Source organism: Candidatus Eisenbacteria bacterium (assembly GCA_005893275.1).
In the GTDB taxonomy this organism is placed as follows: domain Bacteria; phylum Eisenbacteria; class RBG-16-71-46; order SZUA-252; family SZUA-252; genus WS-7.
Window position 1 is genome coordinate 1 of record VBOW01000043.1, and the last position, 7,611, is coordinate 7,611.

Annotated in this window: 7 protein-coding genes; 2 read left to right on the plus strand and 5 right to left on the minus strand. The window is 66.6% G+C overall.

Translation table 11 applies throughout. The annotated features are described in order from the left end of the window. Together E6K76_09160 and E6K76_09165 are read left to right on the plus strand one after the other, a co-directional pair. Positions 1–1,314 (plus strand): T9SS type A sorting domain-containing protein (locus E6K76_09160; protein ID TMQ57969.1); only part of this gene is annotated, 1,314 nt, incomplete at its 5' end. A 274-nt stretch (positions 1,315–1,588) separates the two neighbouring features. Further along, positions 1,589–2,074: a hypothetical protein gene (locus E6K76_09165; GenBank protein ID TMQ57970.1), complete on the plus strand. Its 486-nt coding sequence runs from the start codon at positions 1,589–1,591 to the stop codon at positions 2,072–2,074. 5 nt (positions 2,075–2,079) lie between these two features. On the opposite strand, the gene E6K76_09170 is transcribed toward E6K76_09165, so the two are convergent. From E6K76_09170 to E6K76_09190, 5 genes are all read right to left on the minus strand, one after another. Beyond that, positions 2,080–2,313 (minus strand): hypothetical protein, encoded by a 234-nt coding sequence (locus E6K76_09170; protein TMQ57971.1) that lies wholly within the window; start codon positions 2,311–2,313, stop codon positions 2,080–2,082. An 18-nt stretch (positions 2,314–2,331) separates the two neighbouring features. Then, on the minus strand, positions 2,332–3,495 hold the full coding sequence (locus E6K76_09175) for a porin (protein TMQ57972.1): 1,164 nt from the start codon (positions 3,493–3,495) through the stop codon (positions 2,332–2,334). Next, on the minus strand, positions 3,482–4,702 hold the full coding sequence (locus tag E6K76_09180; GenBank protein ID TMQ57973.1) for an ammonium transporter: 1,221 nt from the start codon (positions 4,700–4,702) through the stop codon (positions 3,482–3,484). Before E6K76_09180 ends, E6K76_09175 begins: the two co-directional genes overlap by 14 nt. Before the next feature lie 153 nt (positions 4,703–4,855). Then, positions 4,856–7,399: a hypothetical protein gene (locus E6K76_09185; GenBank protein ID TMQ57974.1), complete on the minus strand. Its 2,544-nt coding sequence runs from the start codon at positions 7,397–7,399 to the stop codon at positions 4,856–4,858. Then, positions 7,399–7,611 (minus strand): hypothetical protein (locus E6K76_09190; GenBank protein ID TMQ57975.1); only part of this gene is annotated, 213 nt, incomplete at its 5' end. The genes E6K76_09185 and E6K76_09190, both read right to left, overlap by 1 nt.

Sequence of the window (7,611 nt, forward strand, 5' to 3'; positions counted from 1 at the left end):
AGCAAGCAGGGCGGAGGGGTCGTCCACAAGGGCCAGATCTGCCTCCGCGGATTGGGCTGCCCGAACGGCACCCGGGAGCTTGCGGAATATTCTTCGCTGACCGTCGACAACGAGGGTTTCCCGAACATCATCTATGAAGCGGACATCATCAACGGCGTGAATCCGCCATCAACCGCGGCCATCTGTTTCTTCACGAAGGCTGTCAACCGCCCGCTAGGGAACAGCACAGGGGTGACCGAGCTCGATTGCCACGATCCCGCCGTGACCCAGTTCGGCGGATGGCACGATATCGACGATGACCGTGCCACCGACGGCCACTACTGCCGCAATGTCGGCGCGAACAAGAAAAATCCGCAGGCCTACCTCGAATTCCACTACACGGGAACGCAGGTGGATCTCGAAATCGCGCGTGGACCGCGCGGCGGGAACGCGGAGGTCCTGATCGACGGAACATCGAGAGGGATCGTGAGCTTCAACCGCCCGCCTTCCGATCCTTTGCATCCGGATCAGTCCGGGAAGAGGGATCTTACGTTTGGGGAGTTCGCAAGCTTCTCGACCCCCGCCGGGGCCCACATCTTCCGGCTCAACGCGATGAACGATGCCACCAGCCCGGGCGACATGCTCTACGTGGACGGCTTCGTCATCACCGGAGGGACCGCGTCGGGCGGAGGCAATGCTAGCGAGAGCACGATCACCTTTACCGGCACCGCCCCATCGGGAATCGGAGGGACGCCCGGGATGATGGTGGAGCACGTCACAACCACGGAAAAAGCGGAGCTGATCGAGGGAGTGCTCGAGGTTCCAGAGGAGGTGTTGACAGGCCGTGAGCTCAAGATCTTCAATCCGCTGGGCGGGCTGCTCGGCGACGCGGCGAATCTTCTCCCGACCGGCTCGCTCCAGGTGATTCCCACCGCTCCGGGAACCTACGCGGTCGCGGTCGTGAACAACAGCGGCGCGGCGATGCCGTACACGCTTCGGGTGGTGACGACCAATGCGACCTCGGGGCGTCTGGCAGCGGCGCTTCCGCAGTCGGACGACACGCACGCTTCGCACAGCGCGATAGCGGATCCCGTGGATGGTCAAGCGGTCATGCGATACGCCCTGGAGCAGGCGGGACACGTCGTGATCCGCGTCTACGACATATCGGGACGGCTCGTTCGCACGTTCGCGGAGGATCAAGCCGCCGGAAACTACGGCATCAGCTGGGATGGCCGACTCGCCGACGGACGCCGGGTCCCGAGCGGCATCTATTTCTATCGCGTGGCATTGCCCAACGGGAAAGAGACGGTGCAGAAGACCGCGATTCTTCGTTAGTTCGTTAGTCCGGCCTCACGGGGGGGTCGAGGAGAGGGGGCGCGGTGGATAGGAGATCGCGCCCCCTTAGGATCCAGTGCGCCGCGTCGCCGCAGCGGCGTGGAATCGTGATATTTCCGTGGCCATCAGCCGCTCTTCAGATCCCCCCAGCACGAGGCCTCCCGCGATGAACCCCTAATCCGCCGCCCCCCCGCGTGGCGCTCCGTCTACGCCTTCCACACTTGGTATTGCGCGCATTTTGAGGTATTTCTCTGGCGTGATGGGGTCTGGAAAAGTGGCGCCTGATCCAGTCGAGATGTCGCGCCGCCTGCGCGAGCAGGCGCTCACCGTCAGGCCCGACGAGCTGGGTCTCGCGCCAACCACGGCGCGGCAGCACGTCTGGGGCGTGCTCATGGAGCTGGGGTACCCGCAGGCGGTGGCGACGCTCGTGGCGCTCGGCGATGGAACCACGAGCCTCTACATCAGCACGGGAGGTGGCATCATCGGCGCGGGGGAGCATCCGCCCGTGCGCGCCGCGGCGGAGAGATTCCTCGGAGCCATCGAATCTCATCTCGCCGGGTTCCAGCCCGCCGCGGAGACGCCGCTCCCGCAAACCGGGCGGGTGCGGTTCTACGTGCGCACCTTCACCGACACGCTCGGGGCGGAAGCGGACGAGCAGGACCTAGGACACGGCCGCCACCAGCTCTCCCCGGTCTTCCACGCCGGCCACGCGGTCATTACCGAGATGAGGCTCGCCTCCGAGCCGCAAGGGGCGAAATAGGCGGATCAGGATCTCCCGTCGAGGAGCGCCCGGCCTCGCGCGGTCAATGTCACCTCGGCCCCACGCGCGGGCCCGTCCCCGCGGACGACCACAATCAGCCCCTCCGCCAGCGCATCGTCCCACACGGGTTGCCGGGGGCAGTTGCTCCGCCAAGCCTCCATGGCCTCCGCATAGGTCCGGGGCCGGCTCGAGATCCAGGTGAGCAGCTCCAGGGTCAACGGACTCAAGGCCTCGCTCATCTGGACACTCATCCCTCCTCAGAACGCGAACAACATGCTCGCGATCGCGGTCGCTTGGTCTTGCTTCGGCCCGCTGTGGGCGTCGAAGATCACCTGGTCCGAATGGTCAAAGCGTAGGTCGCCGCGAATCACAAGGCCGGGCGACGGGCGGAGCTCCGGGGTCAGCGTGATCTCGCTCAAGCGTTGGCTCAGGCCGGTTCGCACGCCGTCCCAATCGCCGAATTGCTCCGCCCGCCCTATGAAGGAGAGATTCCCGGTGAGGCGGATGCGCACGTACGCGGCCGCGCCGTCCCAGCGCGCGACCTCCCCCGGCAGAAATCGATTTCTCTCCCTACCGTGATCCAGGTTCAGGCCCAGCGACACCCTACCCTCGGGCTTCCACATCGCCACGAGATCGAGCAGCGTCCGCGGGTCGCGGCTGTTGTCGGGCCGCTCTGCGCCGTACATTCCGTTGAGGATCACCGTCCACCCCGCGGCCGGCGTGAGACTCAACTGCGCCCCGACGGACTTTTGCTGATTCCTGTCCGTCGCATCGTCCCAACCGTTGACCACGAGGACCGTGCCCGAAACGCGGTCGCTGAATGCGCACGCGGCCCGAATCCCAGTGTGCGTGAAGGGGATCGCATAGCCGAAGAGAAGCGACCGCGTGACGTTGTCGTTCCAGCCGTCGTAGCCATCGATCACTTCGTAGCCGAAATGCGTGACGAATTTCCCGAAGTCCAGCCTGAGGCCCCGGCCCGCGTTCGCGAGATAGGCCACGTAGGCCTGTTGGAGATCGATGTCCTGCCCGCTTCCGAGCGGATCGCGGAAGAGCCCCGCCGCGGCTGTGACGCGGGGGATCGAGCCGCCCGCCGCGACGTCCACGCGGAAGCCTGCATCGCCGGCGTGCGGCGTGGGCTTCTGCAGCACCAGCTCCGCGACGTCGACCTTGAACGATTTGTCGTCGAAATCGAAGACCCGGTAGCCGTTCACAGGAAAAAGCGGACGGTTGAGGTTGTACGAGTAGCTGGAGGAGACAAATCCATTTACCGAGATCGCCTCATACCATGGCCGGGTTCCCGTGGAGTCCTGGGCCTCGGCCCGCGACACCGAGCCGATACTCAGCCCCGCGAGGATCGCGAGCACCGCGAGGCCCGCGAGAAGCAACCCGCCGCCGCGTGCGCCCACGCTACACCGCCTCAAGGTACGCCTTCTCCCCGTGCAGGGATTCGTCCAGGCCGGCCTCTTCCTCCATGGCGCTCACACGGACCGGCGTTACCTTGTCGATCAGCCAGAGCATTGCGTACGTGAAAACAAAGGCCCATGCCGAGGAGAGCAGGGCCGCGGCGCACTGCTTCAGAAAAAAGGCGGGGTTACCCGAGAAGAGTCCGTTGGTGCTCGAGGGGTTGAAGGCCCGGGTCGCGAACATGCCGAGCATCACGATCCCCAGAGCCCCCCCGACGCCATGCACGCCCCAGACATCGAGCGCGTCGTCGAGGCCGCTCCGGTTCTTGAGCGCCACGGCGTAGTAACACACCACGCCGGAGACCACGCCGATAAGCACCGCCGTGGCGGGCGAGACAAAGCCCGCCGCGGGCGTCACCGTGGCCAGCCCGGCAACCGCCCCCGTCAGCAGGCCGACGAATTTGGGCTTGCGGGACAGCAACCAGTCCACCGCGAGCCACGCGATGGCCGCGAAGGACGCGGCGAGATCCGTATTGAGGAAGGCCACCGCGGTCGTCCCGTCCACGCGGAACTCGCTCCCCGCGTTGAAGCCGTACCATCCGAACCACAGGAGGCCCGTTCCGAGCGCCACGAGAGGGATGCTGTGCGGGCCGTGATCCTTCATGCGCCGCCGGCCCACGAAGAGCACCGATGCCAGGGCGGCCATTCCCGCGATGTTGTGCACCACGATCCCGCCGGCGAAATCCAGGACGCCCCACTTCTGGAGAATCCCGCCGCCCCAGATCATGTGCACGAACGGGAAGTAGACGAACAAGAGCCAGGCCGTCAGAAACAGCATGTAGGCCTTGAACGAGACGCGGTTGGCGAAGGCTCCGGTGATGAGCGCGGGCGTGATGATGGCGAACATCATCTGATAGGCGCAGAACACGACCATGGGGATCGTATTGTTCGGCGAGGGCGTGTGGAGGTTGACATGGCGCAGGAAGGCCATGTGCATGTCGCCGATGACTCCGCCCGAGCCGCCGCTGAAGCAGAGCGAGAATCCGCACACCCACCAGAGCACGGTGGTCCAGCCCATGGACACGAAGCTCTGGATCATGATCGCCAGGACGTTCTTCCGGCCCACCAACCCGCCATAGAAGAAGGCCAACCCGGGCGTCATGAGCATGACCAGGCTGCTGCACAGCAGCATGAACCCGGTATTGCCAGTGTCGAGGTGAAGCATGGGATCCCCCCTGCTACGAGAGAGAGCTGACCCGTGGGCGACCGGGCATGACGGTGCGGCCGGCCACGCTACCCGCGGGGGGCGCGTTTGTCAAATATGGGCTTCTGGTTTGGTTTAAGGGGCGAAATAGGGCGGATCAGCTCGGCGGAGCACTCAAAACAACCCCTCCACCACGAAGAGATCATTCAGCCGCTGGGCGTAGCTGTAGGCAAAGGACTGCTCGTCGCCCGACATCTGCACCCGGGTCAGCCCCTCGACGCCGGTCGGATCCGACGGCGACAGCTCCTTCCACAGCTTCCGCTCGCCGGTCGCGACATCGATCCGGAATACCTTCGCGGGAAGCTCGCCCCGCGTGAACGAATAGAGCGCCTTGCCGTCGGCGCTCCAGCCAATGGCGCGATCGTTCGTGGGGTAGCCCGGCACCGGCTTCGGCGCACTACCATCAACAGGGAAGAGCATCATCTTTCGATCCGGCCCCTGGGCGGCGACGAATCCCCCATCGGGGGAAACGCGTACGTCGGTCGAGCTGATGCCCTCGTCGGAGAAGGCCTCGTGTTTTCCGGTCATGATATCCACCTTGTAGAGCCGGGTTCCGCGCCCGGGCTCCTCGCCTAGGACGCAGATCGTCGATCCATCCGGGAACCACTGGGCGTTCTGCATGTCGAGACCCTCGGTCGGGATGGTCCGCGCCATCCCCGCGCCGCAAGGCAGGAGATCGAGTCGCCCGGGATGTCCCACGCCCGCGAGCGCCCACTGTCCGTCGGGCGAAAGATCGAAGCAGATGTTGCCGTCCCCGAGGCGTACGGCCGGGGAGCCATCGGTCCCCCGCATATAGACCGACTGATGTTCTCCCCCGCCGACGCCGGTCTCATCGAAGAGCATCCGCGCGCCGTCGCGGGACAGCGCGCGCACCAGCGTCCAGTCCAACCACGTGAGATCGCGCGGCTGCGATTCCCCCGCCGGCAGGAACTGTGTCCTCGCGCGTTCGTTCTCGAGGATGATGAGTCCCGCGCCCTGACGCGAGACATCCATCAAGGTCATGTGCCCGGGGACCTCGAGGATCGGCCGCTGCACGCCCTCGAGCGAGACCGCGTAGAGCGACCGCCCCACACCGCTCTTGAACGCCGTGAAGAGGATCTCCGCCCCGTCCGGAGACCAGGCCAGCCCGCGCGCGCTCGTCCAACCGGCCGAAAGGGTCTTCACGTTCTTGCTCAGGTCCACGGCGGAGACCGCGCCCATATCGTCACCGCGATAGGGATGGTCGAGGAACGCGATGTGGTTTCCCTTGGGCGAGACCCGTGCGTGGCTGATCCAGCCGGTCGTCTGGTAGAGGACGGTCCCCATCGGGAATTCAATCCGGGTCACGCCGGCCTCTTCGCGGACGATCGCGAGCTGGCGGCCGTCCGGGCTCCAGTCGGCCTCATACACGCCGTCCAGCAGCTCGCGCGCGGCCCCGGCGCCGACCGGCATGCGCGCGAGCATTCCGGTGTAGATGAACCCCCCAAGCGTCCGGCGCCGGAGTGAGACCGCCATTTCTCCGGAGGGCGCGATGGAGAGAAGGTCAGTTTGCGGGAATCCCAGCGCGCGTGATTCGGGGCTTCCCGGGTACGCCCAGAAAAGCTCGACCGGCCGCCCTTCCCACGCCGCCCCGTAGCAGATGGCCTGGCCATCCGCCGCGAACCGCGCGGAGTGGATGGAGCCCTCGCGGTAGGTGGTGCGGCGGAATGTGTGGCGGCGGATAGGCGCGGCGTCTGGGCCCTCGGCCGCGGACCCGCCGGCGGCGCCTCGCCTCGCATGCGCCGCCTTCGAGTCCACGAGCGAGAGCGCGAACGCCAGGTCGCTCGCGGACTGGAAGCGGTCGCCTGGGGCCTTCTCGATGCAGTGCGCGATGATCGCGCCCACGCTCGGGGCGGCTTCCTCGATTTCGTTCGCGATGTGCGCCGGCTCGGAGTTGAGGATCGCGCTCATGCGATCGGCGTGCGATGGCCCGTCGAAGGCGCGGCGTCCCGAAAGCATCTCGTACAGGATCGCGCCCAGGGTGAAGATGTCGGTGCGGTGGTCGGTGGCCTGATCCCGGACCTGCTCCGGCGACATGTAGCTCGCCGTCCCGAGGATCGTCCCCGTCATCGTGAGGCTCGCGAGGACTGAGCCCGTCTTGTCACGCGCCGGCGTCGCGGCGCCTTCGGTGGAGCCGGCCGGCTGGAGCAGCTTCGCGAGCCCGAAGTCGAGGATCTTGACGTGGTCGCCCGAGAGGATCATGAGATTCTCAGGCTTGAGATCCCGGTGCGCGATCCCCTTCGCGTGGGCCGCCGCGAGGCCGCGGGCGATCTGGATCGCGTAGTGGACCGCCTTGCGCGGCGGGATCGGGCCCGAGGCAAGGCGGGTTCGAAGGTCTACGCCGTCGAGCAGCTCGCAGACGATGTAGGGAAGACCGCCGCCGTCGCCGGCGGTCGATCCGACGTCGTGGACCGCCATGATGTTCGGATGGTTGAGCTGCCCCGCCGCCCGCGCCTCGCGCTCGAAACGGCGCAGCCGGTCCTGGTCCTCGGCCAGCGATTTGGGCAGCACCTTGACCGCGACGTCCCGCTGGAGCCGCGAGTCCCGGGCGCGGTACACCTCGCCCATCCCGCCCGCGCCGAGCAGCGTCTGGATCTCGTATGGGCCCAGGCGTGTGCCGGGGGAAATGGTGTGGGGCATCACTCCCGTGTGCCCTTCGCCGGGGCCGGCGGGGCCATAAAAGCGCTGACCTCCGCATGCGAGATCGTATCCGCCGCGAACGTGAACGTCCCCTTCTCCTTCACTTCGCGCGCGGCTCGCAGGAAGGCCCCCAAGGCGACACGCGCGAAGGTTCCGCCCACGCTGATCCGCTTCGCTCCGGCAGCGGCCAGCTCTTCGAGCGAATAGGTATC